Genomic DNA, 23,452 nt, shown 5'->3' with positions numbered 1-23,452 from the left:
AGCAGAAATAACACGTTGAATTATACAATAAACCTTTATTTTCTTTTGTGATTATTATTTCTCTATTTTTTACGGATATCTCTCACTTCATTAATTAACACATCTAATCTTTCAATAATTCTTTTATCATTTTCAAGTTTCTTTTTTAATCTCCCATCTATAATTGCTACTCCCATAACAATAATTATAAGCAGGATCAAAATTAGCACCTTGATCACTTCCCCCTCTAGCAACAGAACGTTGCAATTGAATTAACTCTATAATTAGATAATATATACTTTTTCTTTTTACAGTTTTATTCATTTTTCAATCTTACAGATAACGTTCTTGTATTCACGAACCCTCACTGGCTTAAGGGCTACAGCCGGGTCTGACGGACTTAGCTAGTGCAGGGTTGTCCGGCTGCTCCCAATTCCCCTGCCTGACCCAGGGCCGAATGGCCCGAGGCGTGAATATATTGTTATTTGCAGTGCCCTCTTCTGTGACTAAGCTATGGGCTATCTGTTATTTAGCTTTTCCAATAATTCTACCTCCTCTTCCTCTGAAAGTTGTTCTTCCGCTCTTGTTTTTGTTTCATCTATCTTTCGTACTTTTAATCCTCTTTTTATGAGCCATTCTTCACCAGGTTTCATGGTAGTTGCTGGATGTGGATATACATCCTCACTTATAATTTCCTCATCAATTATGTAAATGTATCCACATAACTTACCATTATGAAATCTTGCGCCACTCTCATTAAAAGAAACAATAGATGGTTTCTGCGAAAAGATTCTCGCTAACTCTCGATCTTGAGTTATTGTGCTTCCGACTAGTAATTCATTTAGAAATAATGGCGAGCCATGGAACCAAGGCTTACTGTAGTCCCAATCTTTCATAATTATCACCTTCAATTAAGTTTTATTATGTTTCTTCTTTTATTGTTCTTTAGTTTCTTCTTAATTTCAGGGTATTGCGTATAACGTTGCGCATTTCTGACGTCCAAACGTCTTAAGGACCGGAGGTCCGGGTGGCTTTGCCACTTAGCCGGTTGGATGTGTCGCCTGATTCCACTTCTCCGAAATCCCTCTTGAAGACCGAGGAGCGTCAGCGACGAAGCAATAATGCATTGTTATACGCTGCCCTTTCTTCTTCGATTCCACATCCTTATATGTCTTGTGTGTTTTATATATTTAATATGTCTTTACGTATTTTATCTTTTGGATTCTATCTTTTGCTCCTATCAAATCCGTTTCCGCATAGGAAAGATGCCCTCATTTACTCTCGTACGCCTTCAGCAGTATCAACTTTGGTTTGTGTAGTAACTTCATCCAATGAACGCTAGCCTTATAAGAGGCTTGTGTTCCTCGGACCGGAGATTTGCCGATGGCTTCATTCAGATTACTGCTCACGTTGGACACCCCTGCCTTAAGCTATGGCTTACTTCTAACCTCACCATTCGGGACTTAATCCTTGATATAGAATACATGCTGAACGAACAATCAAAATTTAAGAGGATTGTTGTCCTCCCTTTAATTCGCAATAGACAAATATGTATTAATGACATGCACAATACCAAAAAGTACTGTTGGTATAATAGCCAGATAATTTTGAAGCCAAATCTCAGCTAATATAAAATATACTACCGGGAGAACGGCCATCCCCAAAAAAATAATCGAGTTTGCGTTGCCTGTAAAATACAATATCCATAGCCCATAATAAAAAATCAACATTATTGCCATACCAATTATATACGGACATCGCATTTCAGATGCTTGTTTTCTTACAACAAATATCAGAAGAAAGAAAAATATCACCTGACTTCCGTGCTCCAAAACATCTAAAATCAAATAGCTATTTGCATTGTTTCCTGATATATCTGACGCAGGAATTAAAAAATAAAATATATTTGGTATCATTGGTAATAAAAAGATGATCAGACCCTTCCATGAAAAACCAAAATGATAATTCATTTGATCCTCTCTTTCGCATAATAGAAATATTCTTTAGTTTGCACTTTATTATGAATCCGCTTTCTGGTATTCCTCTTGATGACCAAGGAGCATAACTAACGATGTGGAAATTTATTGTTATATGGTACACCTTCTAATATTCCGTTCATCCTGGTTTTCAACTGCTACGTTGTAAATGTATTCTTTCACCTATATTTATTATATTAATTGGTTGCATGGTTTAACATTCTTAAGGGGTTGCGTATAACGTTCTGTATTCACGAACTTGCGCAGCAAGTTGTCACATGAATCAACTCCCCTGCCAAAAACATCATTTTGAACAAGGGGTAACCGCAGCTTAAATATGGTGTTATAGGATTTCAGCGTCTTCTTCGATATAATTACAAAATCATTCTATTTTCCCTGATGTTTAAATATATTTTTTAATTCAAGTAAGTCGTCAATAATAAAATCCGCTTGTGCAAGCTCCCCTTCTTGGGCAAAATCAAATCGACAACCAATAGCCTTCAACCCATTGTTTTTTGCGGCATTGAAATCAGAAATCCTGTCCCCAACTACAGTTGCATTGCTGATGTGATGTTTTTTAAGAATATGACCGACTAAGTCATCCTTATTTTGAGTTCCTATTTGTTGGATGCTATAAGTTTCTGCCACCCACTTATCTAATTTGTAGCAGTTAACGATGGCATTGAGGTATTCGTTTAGTCCATTACTTGCAATAAAAATGAAATAGCCTTCATGTTTCAAGTAATCAAAGATTTCGTTGACATGAGGATATAGGGCGCCATTGCCATTATTAATATTTGCAATTAGCTTCTCTAGGAAGATCTCGTCCACAATTCGTCTGATTTCAGTTGAATGATTCGGTAATAACGTTTCCCAAACTACTGGTAGAGGAACTCCCATTATTTCACGATATTTTTGGGTTGGAGCTTCACTCGACCATTCATTTAGAGACCTTAAGATAGTAAATGTTTCTTCTAACGATAACTCTAAGATTTTGTTTGTTTGAAATAGTGTACCATCCATATCGAAAATAACCGCTTCCAGCATGATTTCACTCCTATTCAAAATAAAATAATGAATTGTTATACTGTTTTTACGCTGATCACCTATAAAGTTCTGTATTCACGACGTCCCACCGAATTAAGGCTCCGTCAAAAGACGGCCGCGATGCGGTTAGTCGGTGCGGATGTGTCCGCCAGATTCCACTTCCCTGCCAATTCCCTTCGGGCTGACCGAGGGAGCGTCAGGACCCAAAGCTTGGATATAATGTTATCTGACGTAAACCTCTACTGTGAATTAGCTATAATCTTCTTCGTTAAGTTAAACTCATGACGGCATTCATAGTAATAACTTTTGAGTTTATATCCCCCAGCTTTAAATACTGGCTTATGTTGATACCACACTATAATTAGCGTTCCTTCAAAAAGGATTCTACGAAGGATATGAACTATTCTGTTAAAGAGAACGCTTCTATTTTGAGCAAATTTATGAAGTGTTTCAGATTGAAACTGAACATGTTTCTCCTCATCACTTAAAATCTGATTACATAAATCGATTAATACTTCTGACTTTGTAGATTTTTGCAAGGCTTTATAGTACAACTTAGCAATAATCTCAGCAGTTAATAGAACAATGACTGATTGTTCTAAACTCGCATATCGACGTAATCTTCTAAATACATTGTCCACCCAATGTCTACGAAGGAGTGGGATTCCCTGTACCTTCATAAATCTGCCTAGATCTCTAGCGTGCCTCTGTTCTTCTTTAATGAATTCTATAAGCGCTTCATAGTAATCCTGATCTTGCGTCTGATGTACATATTCTTGCGCACGTTTAATTAGATATTTACCTTCAGAGTTTTCTCCTAATTGAAACTGTTGAATTGACTTAATGATTATTTCTCTTTCATTAGTTGTTAATTTATAGTTGTCATCCCAATGAATATATTTGAGATTCTGATTATTTCTTCGATAATATTGCACCCATTTCGAAAAAGTGATATTCATTATTTGCTCCTAAAATGTAATAGTTTATGTCAGATAACGTTCATGTATTCACGAACCCCGAAGGGGTTGTCTGCTGAAAAGCCTCTTCGAAATCCACCTCGCAGACCAAGGCTCCGAAGGGCCGCTGCTTGAATATTATGTTAGGCGATGCCAGCCTAAATTTCCCCTCACAATTAATTCCTTGTCCATGTTGCCCGGGTATATCCAATTCTCATACCCACTCTTTCCATATTCCGATGGCTTTGCGAGCAAAATGAGCACTGACTCACAACGAGATTACAATTGTTGTAGGTATCATGAATTCGTCTAAGTAATAAATTTGTTTGAAATCCTTTATTTCGATATTCAGGTAGTGTTGTCGCAAATGTTAATGAAGCAACATTGTTCTCTATATACATTACAGCTACTGCAACTGGATAGCCCTGATCCAACCCCAAATAATAGTGCCATCCAGGACGGGAAAACAGTACTCGGTTATTTGCAGCCACGTGTTTTTTCCCATCAAGAGATAATCCTGTACCTAAACAATGAATTTCTGCATATGTATCGAACTCATCTTCGAGTAGTTCACGAATTTCCAGTTTATGATGATCAAACGAATTTAGATTTCCAGGTTCACAAAAAAGCGTTGTATGAAATCCTGATTGATAAAAGCCTTTATTATGGAGTTTTTTCATAACTTCTTGATTTATATTACCCGGGATGACTTGAATCTCAAAATTCCTTTCCCGCTCATTATAAAAGTCTAGGATATCTTCAATGACATCATCAGAAATCCTTCCCTTTACATTATTAAAAAGACCCCATGGCATGGTTTTACTATAAAACGCTGTGCTCTCCCCGAATCGTTTTATTTCAATTCCCTCAGGGTTTCCTTCTCGTTCTCTGATTGCAGTCATTCGATCAACCATATAATTAATTTCAGATTTTTCTAAAATATCCGCAAGTTCCAAATTCAATATCATTCAATTTATCCCCTTCCTTGATCCGCATACAATTACTCCTGGGTGGTTGCGTATAACGTTCCTGTATTCACGACCCGACGTATGTCGGGTGTCCGGCGAAAGCCGGACCAAGAGCGAATTCTCGCAGCGTGAATATTATGTTATCCGAAGAAACAGGCTTCTTTGAAACAGCTATACTTCTTTGTTCAAGGTCTAAAACCAATTCTTGTCCAGTGATGTTCTAAATAATCAGTGTTAACGCATGTTTGCGCTTGCTTGATAGGATAACCATTAAATTCTTTTATTCGATTTATTGGATTACCATAATTGGCTAAGCGCTCAGTATTTATTGATACTAGCAAATCACTATCTAAAGTAAATAAGCCCATTTCAAAAGCTTTATCGTGCATTAAACAAAGACACAAACCGTTATCTATTTCTCCTCTTAATTCCGGTCTGTCCGACCATCGTGCTATATGTGACCCTATCAAAAAGTTTTTATCGCTAATTTCGCAACTAGGAAAGCAACATTTATTGTGAAAGTTTTCTTTAACATTTTTCGAAAATTCATTTTGTCCGATTCGAATTGCTAAACTTGATTGACTTTCATATGCTTTTACCTGTTTTCTGATATTAGTTTCTTTAACGTTTGTATAGCTTGTAATTTCATCAAATAGAATATCACTTAATATCCTATCTAACTCTGACAAATAAGCTCCATTCTGCCTACGTAAACTATCGTTTTGAACTACATAAAACAAAAGTTTTTTTTCATTGCCTTTCTTGATTTTATTTATATTGAAATAGTATCTAAGCTGACTTTCCTTTTGACTGAATAATTTACTGAGCAAAATTTTTTCAGTAAATAATTCAAAGTCTTTTAAATTTACTCTGTTAAACTTTTCTGCATAATCCCATTGGCTTCCGGGATTAGGCGGTCTGAGATCTGTAACAAAGCCATCAGCTTCAGCAATAGAATATCCTACAAATCCAGGCTCTGCATTACCTTTAAGATGTAAAATAACGTCTCCCTCTTTAACACGTATCAAGCTATTCCAATACGGCCAAGGTCTTCTAGAGTTCTTAACGATCTTATATGCTGGAGACCATAGACATTGAGAAAATCCCCATCCTTTTCCTCCATGTGTTTCGTCTGTTGACATTTCAATCCACATCATAATCTTCTGCTCCTAATCCAAGCTGATATAGCTTTCGCTTCACTTTTGTTATTAATAAGTATTTAAGTTTTTTCGGATAACATCATATCTACGAACTTCGTAAATACCTCTCTTTTCAAACATCATCCGAACTACATATAATATAACCCATAATAATCCATCTGCGAAGTCACAAACGTACTCAAAAAAGCAGCCCGAGTAAACTGTCCTATATGTTAGCCATAACTAACACGTAGGATGCAGTTTACACCCGGGCTGCTCTTTCCTCACTGAACAATAGAAGAATGCCGATAACCTTCAGTGATCAAACTTTTCTCCCCTTGCGCTCCTTCACCTAACATTTACTTCGCTCCGCTGCTCCACACCACGCGCTCACTCATCGCTTTATGCTGTGCAATCAGGCAGAGTTCTGCCGCTTTGAATGCATGTTCTTGTGTCATAGCGGTCTCGGTCCGGTCCAGACAATCGCGAATGAGTTGACCAAAGAAAGGATAACCAACCTTGCCTTTTACATTGTAGCGGTACTCCCCTTCATGATTGACCAGGTACACCTGATCCCCCTGAGGTTCCCTTGCGATGTCGATATACTTCCGCAGCTCAATATAACCGTCCGTTCCCAGAATAACTGTACGCCCATCGCCCCATGTGCCCAGACCATCCGGTGTGAACCAGTCCACTCGGAAGTAACCGGACGCTCCGTTGTCACCAATCAGAGAAGCTTCACCGAAGTCTTCCAGTTCCGGGAACTGTGGGTGATTGAAGTTATGCACACGACTGAACCCTACCTCAGCGTCCGTACATGATGCAAACGTCAGGAATTGTTCGATCTGGTGACTCCCGATATCACATAGAATGCCGCCATACTGCTCATGCTTGAAGAACCAGTCGGGTCTTCCTCCGGCATTTAAGCGATGTGGGCCTGTACCCATAACTTGCACTACTTTGCCGATTGCCCCTTGTTCAATGAGCTGTCCGGCATAAATCGCACTTTCCACATGCAGCCGTTCACTGTAATACACCATGTACTTCTTGCCCGTTCGCTTCACTTCTTCTCGTGCAAGGTTTAATTGCTCCAGCGTGGTGAACGGGGCTTTGTCTGTAAAATAATCCTTGCCCGCGGCCAGAACCCTCATGCCAAGCGGCGCACGATCTGAAGGGATCGCTGCACTTGCCACCAACAACACCTCATCGTCTGCAAGCACCTCCGCTTCAGATCCAGCGACTTGAGCCTGTGGGAACTGCTTCCGAAATGCCTCTACCTTCGCCGGGTCCGGATCATACACCCACTTGAGGGTAGCACCAGCCTCCAACAATGCCCCAACCATGCCGTAGATGTGTCCGTGATCCAGCGCAACAGCAGCAATCGTGAACTCACCCGGACCACATACGACCTCTTTTGTAACACTTTTTGGTGCATAAAACATTCCGTCTTTAGCCATGTCATCCCATCCTTATTATAAAATGTTGATTACAATGAACTCGTCTTACATAACAAATCGTCTTCATTTAAACGTCTGACTCAAATCAGCAGGTTGACTGCCACTGAATGCCTTGTCTTTCTTCGTTGTTGATCCAGCAATACGTTCCTGCAGATGTTCATAGAACAGATCCTCGTTGATCGGCAGATCCACCCAGTTATCCGTCCAGGTGGACAGCAACATAGCGTTCGATAACGTCAATCCGTGTATACCATCCTCACCGGGAGCAATAAGTGGTACGCCTGTACGAATCGCATCAACCCAGTTACGAATCAGACCCGGGTGACCCGTTTCCACACCTGTAATCGGAATCTCGCATTTCCAGCATTCTGGCTGTCCAAAACCTCCGGTAAACCGCTGATTGAATTCAGGCTCAGATTCCTGAAGTCGCCAGAACGTAAGTTTTCCATCTTCGATCACGATTTTACCCCGGTCTCCGTTGACCTCGAATCGATTGGTACCCGGTGCTTCTCCAGTAGTCGTTACGAAGACACCTGTTGCTCCATTTTCATACTCCACATAAGCTGTTACATCATCTTCCACTTCAATGTTCCGATACTTGCCAAACGAACAGAAAGCACGCATTCGCACCGGCATCATGCCGATGGTCCACTGCCACAGATCCAGTTGATGCGGGTCCTGGTTAATCAGTACACCGCCCCCTTCACCTGCCCATGTTGCCCGCCAGCCGCCGGAATCATAGTAACTTTGGGATCGATACCAGTTCGTAATAATCCAGTTGGTACGCCGTACCTCTCCCAGTTCCCCTGAAGCAATCAAGTCTCTCAGTTTAATATAGAGTGGATTGGTCCGCTGGTTGTACATCATGGAAAAGACTTTACCGCTGGCTGCGGCCGCTTCATTCATCTTGCGTACCTGTTTCGTATATACACCGGCCGGCTTCTCGATCATGACATGCAAGCCATGCTGGAAAGCCTGAATGGCTTGTTCCGGATGATCATAATGCGGCGTTGCAATAATGACTGCATCAATCGTACCCGAAGCCATCATCTGCTCAGCATCCTGCCAATAGGTTACCGTTGCCGGAAGATGACTGGATACCCAGCTCTCCATCTCTCTTCTTACATCACATACGGCAACCAGTTCTGCACCGGGTACTTCTCCAGCCACCAACGTTCTGGCATGTGCTGCTCCCATGTTTCCAATACCAATCACCGCTACTCGTACGATACTCATGACTGCTCCTCCTCGTCCACACGACGCTCAATTTCGGCGAAAACGTCTGCAAAATGCTGTAACATCGCCTTGGATTCCAAGGCACCACTAAAGTCCTCAATTCCGTAGTATCCGTCATACCCAACGGCACGAAGATCCCGCACCATCTGTACCCAATCGACCATGCCTTCAGTCAGCGGCGTCCAGTGACATTTCCAGGCTGTATTCAGAGCCACTCCTCTACTCTTCTCAGTCACATTAGCCTTTTGTGAATCTTTCCCTTCTGGTTCAAACCACCCGGCATTTTTTACATGCACATGAGCCAGATAAGGCCCCAGCAACTCAAGTCCCATCCGATGATTCTCATATCCTTCATGCACCATATTGCCTGGATCGTACAATACACCAACATGCTGCGGGTCGAGCGATTGCACAAGCCGATAGGCCAGCGATGCCGTCGGTGCTATCGTCTGATGATGTGTCTCTACAATCGCCTTGATGTTGTACTGTTTGGCCAAATCCTGTACTTCGCTCAGGTAATCAACGGCTTTACGATACAACTCAGGATAACTGGTCTTGCGATCATATCCAGGGACACCAACACGCATCATAGATGCTCCTAAACCAGCCGCAGCCTGAAACGCTTGCTTGGTGGCAGACAGATCTCCACAGTTCAGATACGGTACAAGTGCAATGGATTTTCTACCCTGCCCTAACGCTGCTTCACGAAAAACAGGAACCTGTTCCTGCCAGCGACTCGGATCTACGGAGCATCGATTATTTCTCCAGTAAGACGGCTCTTCAGATATAGCATCTTCAGGAATTCCACGGAATCTCCATTCAATTCCATCAATCCCTGCTGCTGCCGCAGCCGATGCCAGTTCTTCTGCATTCAGATCAGGGGTAGCCACCGTGAATACAGACAGTTTCATCATGATCCATCTCCTTATGTAAACGTATTCATTCCATGTCGTAAAGGCATTGTATCACTCCACTGAACGTCACCATAGGGGAAACCGCCAACAGATGAATGACAGATAACGAACAGAGCACATTCCCCATTCAGAGATAACTTCCAAGAGAATGATGTGATCAAAAATCAAAAAAGACATCCCTGGAACAGATTTGAAATCTGCTCAAAGATGCCTTGTACAATAATCATATATATAAGATGAAATTTAAGGAAAAGGTTCCCTGTCCGTTATCCATTCGAGACTTCAGTAGCTGGTTCTGGTTCTTGCACTCGTCCAACTTGCAACCAGCGCATATCTCTCTAATCCCGATCAAAGAACACATGTTCAGCCTGTATTTTCCCCTGATCTATTGTCATGATGCCAAATGAGTATTGTTTCTGAAAACGCCGATCCGTAGGCGACCCCGGATTAAATACCAGCGTGTTGTCCACGGTATGCATCACCGGGATGTGTGAGTGTCCGTAGATCACAGCATCCACATGCTGGCCTGCAAAGGTATGAATTGCATTCTGCTCCGTACCCTTTGATCCCAGATGTCCGTGCACAAGACCCAGACGAAGTCCTTCCACTTCAACAATACGAGAATATCCCAGTTTTTCAGCGATTTCGGACGGGTCCGTATTACCCGCTACACCTTCAACTGGTGCATACTCACTAAGCAATGGGTATACACTCCAATCCGACCAGTCACCGGCATGAAGAATGAGATCTGCACTCGGCAATACATCCAGGAGCCTAGTCGGTAACTTCCGTGATTTACGTGATAAATGCGTGTCAGAAATGACTACAATTTTCATATAACAACCCACCTTTCCTTCGTCTTATTGCAATCTATTCTGTCTGTGATGGAACAGCTTGCATCTGAGTACAGGAACGTTCCATATCTTCGAGTGTAATGGATGCAAAGAACTGCTCCACCTTCGCCTCGGCAACCTGATACAGATTGGTCAGCAAGCTGTCTATATGCAAGCCCACTTCACAATCCGGGTTACAATTGCCGTGAATCGGGAACAATGGACCTTCGTCCTTGGCAGCCTGATAGATCATGGCTAATGTGATTTCACTTGATGGCTTCGCTAAGTAAAAACCTCTTGTTCCAGGAGAGGAGTTCACCAATCCCACCTTTTTCAGCCCGCCCAGAATACGTCTGACGACGACAGGGTTGGTATTCACGCTACCTGCAATGTGTGCAGACGTGATTCGTTCAGGCGCGCTGAGTGACAATAACAACAAACAATGCACACTGACCGAAAAATGAGTACTCATGATTAACCACCTTTATTTTATATAATCCAGGACATGCTGAGCTTATTCAGAGAACAGATCCTTTTCGGGACGTGCTCTGATCTTGAGCTGTCGCACACTGTATTCCAGTTGTTTCACAATATCATCCAGTTGTTTGCGATCAATCTTGGTTGGATCTTCCACCGGTTTCGCGGACGACTTGAGATCGCGGATCGTTAACTGCTGTTCTTGCCATTTGTCCATCAGATCTGCAATATTGGCATAGAAACGTTCGTAATCTTTGATGACTAGGTCAAGATAAGCATCTACCTCATCCGGATCATAACCACGAAGTTTATAATTAAATTGTTTTTCATGTATCGATAACGCATCTAGCTGCACACCCAATTGTTTGAACAATTGTCTTTGTTTATCCAATCTTCGTTTCATATGTTCATCCATATTGACAACCTCCATTATAAGCCAAGCCGTGTTTCATTTCCTGTGAATAACATACGGCATTTTCTCTCTCTATTTTTTATAACACATAATCCGTCAGATATAAAACGATACAGCCCTATTCCTCACGAAAATGATTGCTTTTCATCCAATTCGGGTAAAGACTCACTACACCCCACAACGGGAAAGGAGCATGTCCTTATGAGTACATTAACTAAAGATCAACATCAAATACTGAAAAACGCCCTTTTGGAGCAACGTGAAAACTTGCAGCGTCATTTTGAATCCAGCATGGAAGACGGTGCTCCAGTCGAGTCGCTGAAAGATTCAACCGGTGAGCTGTCCTCCTATGATAATCATCCGGCAGATGCTGGTACAGAAACATTTGAACGTAGCCGTGATCTGGCGATTGACGATACATTAACAGACGAATTCAATCAAGTGAACGACGCATTGGAACGTATGGAGCAAGGTACATATGGAACCTGTGTAACGTGCGGCGAAGATATTCCCTTCGAACGACTTGAGGCTATCCCCTACACCGCTTACTGTATTAACGACACACCTAACCGGGAGATCAGCAACGATCGGCCCGTTGAAGAAGAAGTAATGACCATGCCTCCGAGTGGTGCTGGGGAAGGAAGACAGCAGCGGGCCGGCAAGTTCGACAACGCAGATGCCTGGGAAGCGGTCGAAGAATATGGTACATCCAACTCCCCCGCAACCGCAGCCAAACGTGACGTGAAGGGTTACGATGAGAACATGTAACTTCGTTATGAACTGAAACGTTAAGCGTTAAAATTGATTGATTCCATAGGTTGCTCCACCATTAGCCTTCCTTATCACGCATTAAAAAGCCGCCATTGGGCGGCTTTTGCTAGTTTTCTCCTAAGCAGTCTCTCACGTTTGCGGTTACTTGCTTCCAGCGATAACGCTGAACCCATGTATTCCATCCGTTTATTCTTCTGACTCACTACCAGATGATGCAGATTCCTGCCGCTTAGACACAGATCGAGACGTTTTCGGAGTTGCTTTACCCTTATCAGACGTAGCTTTCTTTTTCTCTTTTGCATTTGTCTTAGAAGCAGGTATTTTCACTATAGGTTTAGAGAGAGCAGAGAATAACTGAAAGACCTCATGTTCCCCTTGTCGATTCTCTTTTGTAGTATAAGGTTCACAGAGTTTTATGATGTTTTTATACAATTGCTCTACTTCCTCACGGGTTGCATACAGCGTGATGTCCGAGAGAAACATCCGATCTTCGTTTTCCGCCTGATGCATGAATCGCTGACGACTTTGTTCGAACATCTCATTTAATAATTTGAGCGTCTCGGACCGAAACACCTGTTTCAATGGAGAGTTTTCCTTATCTTCATCTTCGTGACGGAGATGGATCTCTCCGGTGAATGGTTCGTAGTATTTTGCGATAATCCCATTAATCTCACGTGTGGAAACGATCGTCAGCAGACCGATTTTCTCCAGCTTTTTTACATGATAGTGAACTTTGGCTGGCACCTCACCCATCTGGTCGGCGATCTCTTTGACAGTGGATGGTCTGCCCTGCTTGTTAAACATATTCATGATCTGTATCCGATACGGATCGGAGTAGATTTTAATTTCTTCAATTGTTGAAAGAACCTTGTGCGCCATCCCTGTATCCTCATTTCCGGGGTACCTGTTGTCCATCGATATCTCTATTATACCGTTGCGTCAGGACTTCGGTCAAAACGAGCGAGAAATGACTTGATACGGAAAATCGGCTAATGACACTTCTGAATATCTTCACAGAGCACTTCGAAAACTTTTGCTAAATAACAACATACCTGCTGACATGGCAAGCATAATACCGAAGACAATAAACAGAACAGGCATGGTCATCCAATCCGCAAGTGCTCCCGAAGCCAGACTCCCAAGGGGTGCAACACTCAAGACGAGCATACTCTGAAGGGCATACACTCTACCCAGCATCTCCGAAGGGGTAACTTCCATAAGATAGGTGGCTAGCGGTGTTGTAGCCAGCGGAATACCCATACCCATCAGTAGACAAAAGGCCGCTGCAACCGGCAGTTGGAAGGAAGTCATGTAAGCGGGTAGTGCCGTCATCGCATAACTGAGACCCAACATGACAATACCGCTGATGACCAGCACACTTTTACGATAATTCGCTCCCCTTTGCGTCAACCATACACCACTAAGCAACATACCTCCCACCATCAGCCCACTGAGCAGACTTAATCCCCCAGCGCCAGCATGCAACGTTTCAATGACATAGGGTGTACGGAGAACATTAAACGGCATCAGGCAGAAATTAACGAAGGCAAACAGGATGGAGACAATTAACAATAAGGCATGTTTACGGAGAAAATGAAAAGCTTCCGCCATTTCGGAAAATATACTACTTTTGTCGGATGAAAGAGAATCCATTTCAGTTGATGTTTTATTTTCATTGTTAGCAGATGTTAAGACATCAGGGTAGCCTACTCGGCTCATAATTAAAGCACTTAGCGCAAACAACCCCGCATCAATCAGGATCGTCCAGGCAATGCCTATTGTAGCAATAAGGGCACCAGCCACTGCAAGTCCTGCGAGTTCGGCCACTCTGGTTGCGGAAGAGGACATGGCATTACCCGAAAGCAGCATTGATGGGGGAAGCAATCGGGGGACACTGGACACTTCTGCAGGACTAGTGAAGCATTCCAGCAAAGAATTCAGAATTGTAATGACAAACAGATGCCAGACTTCAAGTTGGCCCAATCCAAACAGCAGAGCTGTAATACCCACCAACAACCCGCGACCCGTATTCGTAATCACAATCACTTTTTTGGGAGACATGCGATCAACCAAAGCCCCGGCGAACAGACCCAGAAGGATATTGGGCAAAAAATTCACCGCCAGCAACGTACCCATCAACACTTTCGAACCGGTTAGAATGTAAACCATCCAACTGTAGGCAATCGAGTCAATCGAATCACCAAATCTGGATACAACTTTACTAAGCATAAATTGCATGTACGGTCTGATTCGTATTAACTCACCCATACCTTGCTTGCCAACTGCTGTGTTATCGCTCATCCCTTTTCACTCCTCAACGTTAAAATATTTTTCATGTTAATTTTATTTTAACGTAAGTTATGCAGAAATCAATACCTCCGTGAAAATAATTTTAACGATAGATAAGCAAAGTTATAGCTCGCTATTCTTTCAGAGAATTCGTAATCAACACAGGGACTTTTGGGACAACCTTTTTGAACAACCTCCTATAACACAAAAAAAACAGACCACATGTGGTCTGCTCGGCTGGACGTATTGTATTTGAACTGTCTTTATTTGCTACCTACTTCTCAACAAGCAATTGAAATCCAGCCTGTTCAGCCTGTACCTCCAACATCAAATCACGTACCCGGTTTGCTTCATTCCCCAGGCGTTCTTCGCTGATTTGGTAGTTGGTCCATTTTAGCTCAAGTGGAAGTTCAATCGTACCCGTCAGACAATCCCACAATGCATCAAGATTACCGCCATAAAAATCCGGCAGCTTCAGCTTAACCTTTAATTGTTGATGAAGTTCAGTGCTACTCGCAAGGTCTTCTCCATCCAGAATCACGGTATTCATGGCTGCTCCTTCCACTATTTCATGCGTGTAAATGATGCATAGTGATCTGTCGTTTTGTAGATGAGTCCATCATTGGAGTACACAATCCGATCCGAATTACGGAAGCCGGAAGTATAGTTAATATCCGCTTCGCGCCATGTACGTCCGCTGGCCGAAGGCAGGAGCCCCTCCCGATTGCCAAATGTATCCCCACCGATGCTTTTTCCAGGAGCAACTACAGCCAAGTTTCCTTTTGACGCTACCCAGCCAAGTCCTGTTGCCTGTGATTTGGTAATAAAGTTACATGGCAACTTTCCATTTGCACTCAAATAATTTGCTACACCTGTAAACGTATTGATGATGGTACATGTTGCAGCAGATGCCTTCTGCTGTCCGACTGGAGTGAACTGTGAACCTGTGAGGAAAACAAACGTTAACAACAATGCCAGTAATGCGGTGGATATCAACTTTTTCATCAATCCGGCCTCCCGATCCCTCAAAGTAGATGAACGTTGTCACGATATGCGTTCTGCAAGCTGTAACGGTCTAGTTGTATGTTCTGCTAGATTATAGTAAACAAGTCATCTCATGACTATTTATATCACATCATTTTGGTAGAAATATCAAATGAAGACGTTTAAATTGTAAAATATTATAATTGTAACATTTTAAGACAGAAAAAAAGACTCTCATCCCTGAAGATGGAGTCTACTTTTCTAGTATGTTTAAACTGATTTGACCTAATCTAATCGATCAATTGCACACGTTGACGAGTTCGAGCCGATTCCAGGCACGCATCAATAACGCGCATGTTTTGAATGGTATTTTCCGGACTGAACGGTAAGGCCTCTCCCTCAAGCACAGCCGTTGCAAACGTCTCTACCTGAAGCACATAGGAATTGGACACGGATACACGTTCCTCACGACTGACCGAATCCGTATGTACAATAATCTGAGGTGGAATATCACTGTTCTCCCAGCCAAACACTTTTGGCAGTTCAATCCGCCCTTCCGTCCCGAGAATCTCCATCTCCGCTCGACCTGAAGCCCACATGCCACAGTCAAAAGTTAAAGCTACCGAATTCGGAAATTCTACCAGTCCCGACGCCATCATATCCACGCCATCATGCTCGTCCGAGAATAGAGCGTGAACTGTCACCGCTTCCGGTTCCTGTCCCAGATACATCCGGGCCGCCGAGATCGGATACACGCCAAGATCGAATAATGATCCGCCGCCCATCTCTCTTTTGAACCTAACATTTTCCTTGTCATCAGCGGTATTACAGGTAAAGTTACCATGGATGGCTCTGACGATGCCAATCTCTCCACTAGCTATAATCTCTTGCACACGTCTGTGCTTGGGATGATATCGATACATAATTGCTTCTGCAAAAAGAACACCTTGCTGGTGACATACCTCGATCATTTCTGCCGATTCATCAGCATTCAAGGCAGCCGGTTTCTCACACAACACGTGTTTACCAGCCTGTGCCGCTTTGATGGTCCATTCTTTGTGCATATGGTTAGGCAAAGGAATATAGACGGCTTCAATGTCCGGATCAGCGATGAGCTCTTCATAACTGCCATACGATCTGGCAATGCCGAGTTCTTCGGCAAGGGTTTCCGCTTTTTCCTTGCTGCGGCTGGCAATCGCCAACACCTCACCACGTTCAGACTGCTGGATCGCCGGAATGACTGCATTTTTGGCAATGGTTGACGTACCGAGTACACCCCACTGTAACTGTCTGTTCATGCTCATCTTCCTTTCGTACCGTAGTTGTCCTCTTCTGCCTTGTGTAACATGCCGAGACAACGATCCAGATCCGTTTTGACCTGTTTCTTGTATAACTCAGCTTTTTCCGCACCATCATCCGTGAAATGATATAAAACGATTTCCTGAAAATCGACCTTTGGATCATTGCCCTTTAGCTTCTTGGTGCGATAAAAAACACCTTGCTGTACCAATTCATGCAGTGCCCGATATACCTCGCTCTGGGGTGGTACATAACCGTAGTCTTTGAATTCCTGCTTCATCGCCTCCAGCATCTCGTAACCATACCCCCTGTGCTGTTCAACCATCGTAATCAGATACAGCTTGATAAATGCCCGCTGTGCAATCATAAAAGCCACGTTCATTCCCCTCCTGTCAGAACCTATATATCTAGTATTATAAAACTTATGTTCGGGTTCTGCCATCTTTCTCCGCTTTGCCCCCCTTTTATCTATCTTCAAGGAGGGCGAGCAAGAAATCGTGTGAATACGCGTTAACCTGGGGGAAGCACGGAAAAAGGTTTTCTGTTGTGAATTTTTCATGTAATGAAATTTTAATTGTTATTCAAAAAAATCAATTTCATAATACCTTTAGCTGCTTCAATCAAGGCTGGATATCGATCGAAACGGTTCAATTTGTCTATATCCAGTTACAGAAATCCATTTTTAGTGAGTTATGAAATTGATTCAAAAGTTGTTTATTTCAGGGCTCAGGGTGTCGTGAGATCGAATTTTAATGACAAGAAAGTCTGTGCAAAAGCTGTAAAAGCTGTAATACCTGTGCTCCTGTATCTTGTGTTCATATACTCTCGTACTCCCGTACACTTCTATGCGGCTGTGGTGATCTATTATGAATTTTTCATATGTTGATGGATTCATTTATCGCGGACAGACTTCGGTACGGTTCCCACAATCCATTTGCCCCAGCTTACACGCGAGATAAGCCATGTCACTACACAGGATAATGTAAGAGCCAACAACCAGGTGATGATCATTCGGACGACAGGGTTCCAACCCATAGCAACGTAAAACAACTCATCCGGAATGTAGCTATACCGCAGCATCAACATATGCATCAGATAACCGCCATACGATACACCACCAATCCATCCCAGCAATCGTGTAGCCCTGAGGTTATGAAGTTTTCCGGCCAGCTGGTACATGACCATAATGGAAGCGATCAGAAAGATTGCCATATCAGGGCGGATCAAGCTGACCGTGTAGAACGTAATTTTGATTCCCTCCGGCTTCTGAAACTCTAGCATTAATAAATAAGTAAACCGCAGACCCAGAACAATAAACACTGTCCAGTATATCCAGCGCAATCGATGAGTCCATTCATTCCAGTGCTGTACAGATAACCCTGCTGCTGCACCAAGTACAAAATAAATAAAGAAATAGAGGAAATTACGGTCTGCATACGTTGTAAAAGCATCTGTCAGCACCGGGATATTCACCTGTTCCATGAACTTGGCGATGTTTCTTAATTGATCCGCAAGTACAAGATACACCACACCAGAAATCAATAATGCGATCAAGCGCCCCTTGGCCTCATATCGGTTATATACATAACGAATGGCATGCAAAAAGAGTGGAAATAACAGATAAAACTGGATCAACATAATGATGTACCAAAAGTGTGAAGTCGTTTTGCCCGTAAGCAACTTCAGGCCTAGGTCCGGGATGTCATTCCATCCAAATCCGGTCCAGCCCCTCGGTGCCAGTGTAAAATAAATGAGTGACCAGATCAGGTAAGGCACGATCACGTCGTTTACTCTTTTTCTCATAAACTTGCCGTAATGCAGCTTGTCTCCCGTGTTATAGAACAGCACCATACCTGTTATGAATATGAATAAAGGAACTGCAAATTTGGAGAGCATCAGCAGTATGGCCAGTAACACACCATCCTCCAGTCTCGTTTCCGGGACCAGAGAGTAATGTGCGATGGAATGCTGGAGAACCACCGCTCCAAAGGCAATTCCCCTTAAACTCTCTATTTCTGTAATTCGTTCTTTGCGAGGCATACATTCAGCCATCCTTTCTTGGTTTTGCGATAAAAACAAAGTACAATGAAGCCGTATATTTATTGAACGGAGTTGATTCACATTTCTTTAACAGAAAAAGACGTAACCACTACCGATTCCAAGTATGTCCAGCAACATCTGGCTAACGAGCGAACTTTTCTGGCCTGGGTGCGCACCGGTATTGCCATGGCGGGCATCGGCTTTCTTGCTGCCGGATTTGGTTTCAATTCGTCGGCGTATGATCGGCTTGCACATATTTCGGCGATTATTACGGGTATCACTTCTCTGATTGGCGGCATATCCATCATTGTGTATTCGGCAGCAGCCTATCATCGGAAGCGTACCCAAATCAATGAACAGACGTTTCAGGCATCGACCGGATTAATCCGGTTTCTTACCATGATGCTACTGGTGATTGGACTCGCTTTGGCTGTACTGTTATATGTATTGTTATTCCCTGCTTGACTGGGTAAAAACACCATCCGACATTATTGACACCCACCCATATGCAACACAGGGACAAAAGCCGGCTTCCCTTAAGGAAACCGGCTAATGACCATCTGGTGGATCATATATGTCATTCCATTTTACAGATAATAAGTCATTGGGTTTTATTTCATATCGATTAAATTCGCGGCAAGATTACAGGAATGTATTGTTACCGAATCGCGCTGCCTTGTTTTGGGCTTCCAATCTGCGTTCTTCCATATCCAGATCCGGACGTTCGGCTGGCACATCTCCGCGATGAGCTGCTTCGGCTCTGTCTCGGTTAAGCTGGCTGTTGCCACTGAACACATCGTACACATCGGAGTCCCGATCCGTAGAATCTACGAGCAGCAGGATTTTACCATTCTGTACATACTCCTCATACTGTTTAGCGTCCTCTTCCGGAATACCAAGACCCACAAGTCCACCCACCAATCCGCCAGCTCCTGCACCCACAGCTGCACCGGTAAATGCTGCCGCGATAGGGCCTGCGGCCAGAATCGGTCCTATGCCGGGTATGGCTAGTGCACCGATACCTGCGAGCAGACCGGCTACACCACCAAGTACACCACCTGTTGCTGCACCCGCAGCCACGCCTTCAGGGGCTTTGGTACCTGTCTCTTCCCGAATTGCCTTCAGTTCATCCCGATCTTGTGTAACAACGGAGATTTCGTCTGAAGTGAATCCTTGTGCTTTCAAACCCTCGATAGCCTGCGATGCTTCACGTTCTGTATTAAACACACCTACGATTTTCTTCTGCATAGTGAATCCCTCCTCATATTATTGAGTGGTTCGCTATGTTATTACCCGCCTAAGTTTCTTTTAAACGTTTGCAAGTCAATATACTATGTGTTGATAGTAAAAAATTGCTGAAGTTCATTCTTTATTAATCCTCATCAGGGTGTGCCTTCAAACTCAGGTATGTGATACGTTATCAGGCATGTTCTACGTTGAAGCACGTCGGCGTCCAGAACATCTTGAAGTCTAGACTGGCTGATCTTGGCGGATTGTCCCAGACGATTTTCTAAGGAACCGAGGACGTCTTATTTAGCCTTCGGGTCCTCATTTTATTTTGTAAGGAACATGAGACACGTTATTTACCAAAATTACCTGACAAACCCGTTGTAAATGGCTGGTTATTCAAATATAGCGTGTTTCATATTCCTTAGATTACTGCGGGTACTTCAAATCGCTGAATAAGTCGTCACAGGTTCGTTAGCGCTCCGCTCCATGTTTCTGCTCCATCATCAGCTCCAGGCACGTTCAGTTACGCTTCGGCTTCGGCAGGTTTGAAGATACGCTCTAGGATGTGTCTTCAACCTCAAAAGAAGCAGATTTTGCCAAATTATCGTTCCATGCCGGAAGTTTTCAGCAGGCGTGCCGGGGCACGTCAAGGGAAAGTGACGCAGCATGGGACGAAAAGGCAAAGTGACGTAACATGGGGCGAAAAGATAGTAAAAGATGCACGTTAGCTAGTTTTGAGACACGTTCTGGTTAAAGGGTGATTCTTTAAGACAGAGAATGATTCGATCAGCTACAAAACTGACTGTTGTTCAGCAAAGTCTAACCCTGATAACGCGCCCTTTGGGAACCAAATCGTTGATGTCTTTAAAAATGAAGTAATTCATCTATTTGCCCCGTGGTTTGGCCCGATTTGTGGCGACCGCTTCAAGTGGATTATCCGGCCAGTAATGCTTCGGATAACGACCTTTCAGATCTTTTTTGACGTCAAAGTACGTCTCTCGCCAGAAATTCGCCAAGTCTCGTGTGACCTGTACAGGTCGCTGAGCCGGTGATAATAGGTGGATGGTCAACGGGACTCGCCCACCCGCTATACGCGGTGTCTCCTGTTGTCCAAACATCTCCTGTAATCTTACTGCCAGCGCCGGGTCCTCTGGACGACTGTAGTCCACAGGAATACGTGAGCCACTGGGCACCTGTATATGCGTCGGAGCTTCATCGTCCAGTTGTTGTCGTTGCGTCCAGCTCAGGCCACCAAGTAATACATCTTGCATCGACAATCTCTTGAGGTCGGCTGCCGATCGCATGCCTGTCAGATAAGGGGTAAGATGTTCTGCCAGCTCTTCGGTCAGATCATCTTCAATCAGGTCAGGCCACTCAGGTAGATGGAGATGCAGGAACCGTAGCCTGTCCGCAAGTTGTCTGGATGTTTTTGTCCAAGGCAGACAATCCAGCCCTTCCATTCGTATTCCGGTTAACAGTGCTTCCAGCACCTGATCTTCAGGTGGCTGTGCAATACTGCTCTCTTTAATCACAAAGGCTCCAATCCGAAGTCTCTTATGTGCGCGCACGCTGCGAGTGTTGGAATCCCAGGCCACTTGCACTTCATTGTGCAGCAAGTGCTGACCTGCCTGCAACAAGGTCTGCTCCTGCAACGGCGCAGCCAGCAGGATGCGCGCATCTGCGCCCTGGTCGTCTGCCTCGGCTGCGACCAGATACGCTGCACGGCTCAGCGATTCTGTCGCTGCGAGCCTTACACCGCGGCCGCTGCTCAGCAGATAGCGGCCGTCCTCCCGGCGTTGCCCGATCCGGTCCGGATAGGCGAAGGACAGCAGCAATCCGCAGCTGTCCTCATCCGGCCGCACCGGATCGGCCGCCGGGCCGAGCGCCGAGCGCAGCTGGCGGCTCTCCTGGAGCATGCGCCGCACGGCCGCGCCGTCTGCGACAGCCGCTGCCGCTTGCGGCATGCCGCTGCTGTCCGCGGTCAGCAGCGCCTCTACGCGCGGGCGAAGGTCCGTGCCCGCGCCTGCACTGCCACTGCTGCGAAGGCCGGCAGGTTCCTGCAGCAGTGCCGCCAGCATGCTGGCGTAGCTGGCCAGCCCAAGCTCCGCTGCGCGGAGCAGCATGCTGGCCAGTCGCGGATGCACGCCAAGCGTGTTCATCCGCCGCCCGAAGGGCGTGATGCGGCCTGCGTCGTTCAGGCCGCCCAGCTGGCGCAGCAGCGCCTGAGCCTGGCCGTAGGCGGCGTCAGGCGGGGTGTCCAGCCATTGCAGCTCTGCTGGGGACTGGACACCCCAGACGGCAAGCTCCAGCGCCAGCGGCGCAAGATCCGCGGAGGTGATCTCCGGGCGAGCTGCCTCAGGCAGTCCCCCGTGAACCTCTTCGCTCCATAGCCGGTAACACACCCCCGGGGCAATTCGCCCTGCACGACCCCGCCGTTGGTCGGCTGACGCCTTGGACACCGGCAGGGTGACAAGTCGGCTCATTCCCGTGCGCGGCGAGAATGCCGATGCACGACTCAGCCCTGCGTCCACCACAATCTTAACTCCAGCGAGTGTGAGGCTGGATTCCGCAATGGAGGTGGACAGCACAACTTTGCGCGAGCCCTCAGCCGCCGGGCGTATGGCCTCATCCTGTTGTTCCACCGGCATACTGCCATATAGGGAATGAACTTTCACATGTCCAGGAAGAGAACCATTCGATAACTCCCGCTCTGTACGGTGTATCTCTCTTGCGCCAGGAAGGAAAACAAGCACGTCCCCCTCCTGTTCGGCTAATGCCTTGGTCACCGTCTGAGCCGTAAATTGTTCCAGTGGCATGGCTGCTGGTCTAGGCAAGTAACGTGTTTCTACAGGAAATGTACGGCCCGGACAATGAATTGATTTTGTGCCTTCACCTAGCAATGCACAGACCGGAACAGGATCAAGGGTCGCCGACATGACCAACAGTTTCAGATCCGGACGTAACATCGCTCGCGATTCCAAGGCTAGAGCCAGACCCAAATCCCCATGTAGATGCCGCTCATGGAATTCATCAAATATAATCATCGCCGTATCCTCAAGCCCCTGGTCCTGTTGCAACATCCGGGTCAATACACCTTCCGTCACAACTTCAATCCGTGTCACCTGACTCACCCGGGTATCCATGCGTACACGATATCCTACCGTCTGCCCCGCCTTTTCCCCTAGCGTAGCCGCCAGTCTCGATGCAGCCGAACGCGCAGCCAGCCTTCGGGGTTCCAGCATAATGATTTTCCGTCCCGCAACCCACGGCTCCTCCAGTAAAGCCAACGGTACAACCGTCGTTTTTCCCGCTCCTGGCTCTGCAATTAACACACCTGTATCTTGATCCCGAAATAACTGTCTTAACTCAGGAATAACCTCTTGTATCGGTAACTCTATATGCATATGATCGCTCCTAATGAATGTACCCTACTGCTCTTCAGTAT

The 23,452-nt window shown here is 44.8% G+C and carries 24 protein-coding genes; 2 read left to right on the top strand and 22 right to left on the bottom strand.

The annotated features are described in order from the left end of the window. Window positions 1-132 precede the first annotated feature (132 nt). The 13 genes from C161_RS32975 to C161_RS11975 form a co-directional block, all read right to left on the bottom strand. Window positions 133-303, bottom strand: a complete 171-nt coding sequence (locus tag C161_RS32975; RefSeq protein ID WP_235193788.1) for a hypothetical protein — start codon at window positions 301-303, stop codon at window positions 133-135. A 194-nt stretch (window positions 304-497) separates the two neighbouring features. Continuing rightward, complete coding sequence (locus C161_RS12030) at window positions 498-875, bottom strand: hypothetical protein (protein WP_036670459.1); 378 nt, start codon at window positions 873-875, stop codon at window positions 498-500. Window positions 876-1,508: 633 nt separating this feature from the next. Further along, window positions 1,509-1,949 (bottom strand): hypothetical protein, encoded by a 441-nt coding sequence (locus tag C161_RS12025; protein ID WP_036670457.1) that lies wholly within the window; start codon window positions 1,947-1,949, stop codon window positions 1,509-1,511. A 393-nt stretch (window positions 1,950-2,342) separates the two neighbouring features. After that, entirely contained in the window at window positions 2,343-3,002 is a 660-nt protein-coding gene (locus C161_RS12020) for an HAD hydrolase-like protein (RefSeq protein WP_036670456.1), read from the bottom strand. A gap of 239 nt (window positions 3,003-3,241) precedes the next feature. After that, complete coding sequence (locus C161_RS12015; protein WP_051449699.1) at window positions 3,242-3,961, bottom strand: ferritin-like domain-containing protein; 720 nt, start codon at window positions 3,959-3,961, stop codon at window positions 3,242-3,244. Window positions 3,962-4,134: 173 nt separating this feature from the next. Further along, entirely contained in the window at window positions 4,135-4,926 is a 792-nt protein-coding gene (locus tag C161_RS12010) for a GCN5 family acetyltransferase (protein WP_051449698.1), read from the bottom strand. Window positions 4,927-5,111: 185 nt separating this feature from the next. Further along, window positions 5,112-6,083 (bottom strand): HNH endonuclease, encoded by a 972-nt coding sequence (locus C161_RS31510; protein ID WP_051449697.1) that lies wholly within the window; start codon window positions 6,081-6,083, stop codon window positions 5,112-5,114. Between the two features lie 341 nt (window positions 6,084-6,424). Beyond that, entirely contained in the window at window positions 6,425-7,522 is a 1,098-nt protein-coding gene (locus tag C161_RS12000; RefSeq protein ID WP_036670455.1) for a Gfo/Idh/MocA family protein, read from the bottom strand. Window positions 7,523-7,585: 63 nt separating this feature from the next. Next, window positions 7,586-8,758, bottom strand: coding sequence for a Gfo/Idh/MocA family protein (locus C161_RS11995; protein ID WP_036670454.1), 1,173 nt, complete (start codon window positions 8,756-8,758; stop codon window positions 7,586-7,588). Next, complete coding sequence (locus tag C161_RS11990; protein WP_036671028.1) at window positions 8,755-9,669, bottom strand: sugar phosphate isomerase/epimerase family protein; 915 nt, start codon at window positions 9,667-9,669, stop codon at window positions 8,755-8,757. The genes C161_RS11995 and C161_RS11990 overlap by 4 nt, the downstream gene beginning before the upstream one ends. Before the next feature lie 341 nt (window positions 9,670-10,010). Further along, window positions 10,011-10,508, bottom strand: a complete 498-nt coding sequence (locus C161_RS11985) for a metallophosphoesterase family protein (protein WP_036670453.1) — start codon at window positions 10,506-10,508, stop codon at window positions 10,011-10,013. A gap of 34 nt (window positions 10,509-10,542) precedes the next feature. After that, on the bottom strand, window positions 10,543-10,977 hold the full coding sequence (locus tag C161_RS11980; protein ID WP_036670452.1) for an Rrf2 family transcriptional regulator: 435 nt from the start codon (window positions 10,975-10,977) through the stop codon (window positions 10,543-10,545). Window positions 10,978-11,019: 42 nt separating this feature from the next. After that, the gene (locus C161_RS11975; protein ID WP_017689054.1) at window positions 11,020-11,397 is read right to left on the bottom strand and encodes a DivIVA domain-containing protein; all 378 of its coding nucleotides are present in this window, start codon (window positions 11,395-11,397) and stop codon (window positions 11,020-11,022) included. 198 nt (window positions 11,398-11,595) lie between these two features. Between C161_RS11975 and C161_RS11970 the strand changes: the two genes are divergently transcribed. Beyond that, window positions 11,596-12,162: a TraR/DksA C4-type zinc finger protein gene (locus C161_RS11970; RefSeq protein WP_036670451.1), complete on the top strand. Its 567-nt coding sequence runs from the start codon at window positions 11,596-11,598 to the stop codon at window positions 12,160-12,162. Between the two features lie 189 nt (window positions 12,163-12,351). On the opposite strand, the gene C161_RS11965 is transcribed toward C161_RS11970, so the two are convergent. From C161_RS11965 to C161_RS11935, 7 genes are all read right to left on the bottom strand, one after another. Beyond that, window positions 12,352-13,044 carry an ArsR/SmtB family transcription factor gene (locus C161_RS11965; protein ID WP_036670450.1) on the bottom strand — a complete coding sequence of 231 codons (693 nt, stop codon included), beginning with the start codon at window positions 13,042-13,044 and terminating at the stop codon, window positions 12,352-12,354. 132 nt (window positions 13,045-13,176) lie between these two features. Next, window positions 13,177-14,466 carry an MFS transporter gene (locus tag C161_RS11960; RefSeq protein WP_036670448.1) on the bottom strand — a complete coding sequence of 430 codons (1,290 nt, stop codon included), beginning with the start codon at window positions 14,464-14,466 and terminating at the stop codon, window positions 13,177-13,179. A 262-nt stretch (window positions 14,467-14,728) separates the two neighbouring features. Continuing rightward, window positions 14,729-15,004: a barstar family protein gene (locus C161_RS11955; RefSeq protein ID WP_036670446.1), complete on the bottom strand. Its 276-nt coding sequence runs from the start codon at window positions 15,002-15,004 to the stop codon at window positions 14,729-14,731. A gap of 14 nt (window positions 15,005-15,018) precedes the next feature. Then, entirely contained in the window at window positions 15,019-15,459 is a 441-nt protein-coding gene (locus C161_RS11950; protein ID WP_036670445.1) for a ribonuclease, read from the bottom strand. A gap of 269 nt (window positions 15,460-15,728) precedes the next feature. After that, a complete protein-coding gene (locus C161_RS11945; protein WP_036670444.1) occupies window positions 15,729-16,736 on the bottom strand; it encodes a Gfo/Idh/MocA family protein in 1,008 nt (335 codons plus the stop codon). 2 nt (window positions 16,737-16,738) lie between these two features. Next, window positions 16,739-17,113, bottom strand: a complete 375-nt coding sequence (locus C161_RS11940; protein ID WP_036609188.1) for a helix-turn-helix transcriptional regulator — start codon at window positions 17,111-17,113, stop codon at window positions 16,739-16,741. A 515-nt stretch (window positions 17,114-17,628) separates the two neighbouring features. Further along, on the bottom strand, window positions 17,629-18,777 hold the full coding sequence (locus tag C161_RS11935) for an acyltransferase (RefSeq protein WP_036670442.1): 1,149 nt from the start codon (window positions 18,775-18,777) through the stop codon (window positions 17,629-17,631). Between the two features lie 72 nt (window positions 18,778-18,849). On the opposite strand from C161_RS11935, the gene C161_RS11930 reads away from it, so the two are divergent. Continuing rightward, window positions 18,850-19,242, top strand: coding sequence for a YidH family protein (locus C161_RS11930; protein ID WP_235193787.1), 393 nt, complete (start codon window positions 18,850-18,852; stop codon window positions 19,240-19,242). Between the two features lie 177 nt (window positions 19,243-19,419). Here C161_RS11930 and C161_RS11925 read toward each other — a convergent pair whose 3' ends face one another. Together C161_RS11925 and hrpB are read right to left on the bottom strand one after the other, a co-directional pair. Further along, window positions 19,420-20,025: a general stress protein gene (locus tag C161_RS11925; protein WP_017689064.1), complete on the bottom strand. Its 606-nt coding sequence runs from the start codon at window positions 20,023-20,025 to the stop codon at window positions 19,420-19,422. 866 nt (window positions 20,026-20,891) lie between these two features. After that, the gene (gene hrpB / locus C161_RS11920; RefSeq protein ID WP_036670440.1) at window positions 20,892-23,411 is read right to left on the bottom strand and encodes an ATP-dependent helicase HrpB; all 2,520 of its coding nucleotides are present in this window, start codon (window positions 23,409-23,411) and stop codon (window positions 20,892-20,894) included. Between the last annotated feature and the right edge of the window lie 41 nt (window positions 23,412-23,452).

This window comes from Paenibacillus sp. FSL R5-192 (genome assembly GCF_000517845.1).
Classification (GTDB): Bacteria; Bacillota; Bacilli; order Paenibacillales; family Paenibacillaceae; genus Paenibacillus; species Paenibacillus amylolyticus.
This window is presented reverse-complemented; position numbering and strand designations above follow the sequence as displayed.